Below are 771 nucleotides of genomic sequence, written 5' to 3'. Positions count from 1 at the left end.
GTGCCCTGGCCGTTCTGCGAAATTGGCACGATCGCGGCAATAGGATCGCCAGCTCGACAGATGACAACCTCGTCATCGCGCAAAACGAAGTCAATCAGTTCGTCAAATCGCTCCGCTGCCTCGGCAATGTCCACGAATACCTTCACCGCCACTGCCCTTACCAGACGCGCTCATGCAGAATCGCGTCGAACGCCATATCCGTCGAGATGAAAGTGCAGTGCTCAAGCCGCGCCTGAGCGGCAAGAATCCGGTCCCACGGATCGCGATGTTCCCAATCAAAATTTGCTGCAAGTTCGGCATGCAGATCGGTGATGGCTAGTGTTTGCAGGCCGCTTTCCGTGACGGCTGCCCGCAGTTCCTGGGGCTTGAGATCAAGCTTGTTCAGGCGCATCTTGTTGTCCAGCTCATAGAACGTGACCGCACTGACGAGGATAGCATTTGCCTTATCCTCGATCAGCGATCGTGCCTTCGTGGACAGGCGATCACTACCGATTGTCCACCAGTATACGGCGTGGCTGTCGAGCAGGATTTTCATTGCGTGTTTTCGCTATTGTTGGGTTTGCCTAACCAGACGCCGGTATCATCATTCCAGTCTCCGGCATCGATCGCCGCCTGCTCTGCATCAACTGTATCGAACAGGTTGTCGGGCAGGCGACGATGGCGCAACAGGCCAAAAGGGCGCTTGCCGCCGTCAGCTGCTGGACCGATGCGGGCGTAAACTTCGTTGCCACGCATGATGACGATCTCTTCGCCCTGGTTGGCGCGATCGAG

3 protein-coding genes are annotated in these 771 nt (G+C 56.8%); all 3 read right to left on the bottom strand.

The features are described from left to right. A partial coding sequence (locus HWX93_RS22685) for a type II toxin-antitoxin system Phd/YefM family antitoxin (RefSeq protein WP_176038814.1) occupies nt 1-134 on the bottom strand: 134 nt, incomplete at its 3' end. 23 nt (nt 135-157) lie between these two features. Then, nucleotides 158-535: a type II toxin-antitoxin system VapC family toxin gene (locus HWX93_RS22680; RefSeq protein WP_176038813.1), complete on the bottom strand. Its 378-nt coding sequence runs from the start codon at nt 533-535 to the stop codon at nt 158-160. Beyond that, nucleotides 532-771: type II toxin-antitoxin system Phd/YefM family antitoxin (locus HWX93_RS22675; protein WP_176038812.1), on the bottom strand; the 240-nt coding region annotated here is incomplete at its 5' end. The genes HWX93_RS22675 and HWX93_RS22680, both read right to left, overlap by 4 nt.

It is taken from the genome of Brucella tritici, assembly GCF_902825325.1.
In the GTDB taxonomy this organism is placed as follows: Bacteria; Pseudomonadota; Alphaproteobacteria; order Rhizobiales; family Rhizobiaceae; genus Brucella.
The sequence above is the reverse complement of the archived record's forward strand: the minus strand, read 5'-3'. Positions and strand labels throughout refer to the sequence as shown.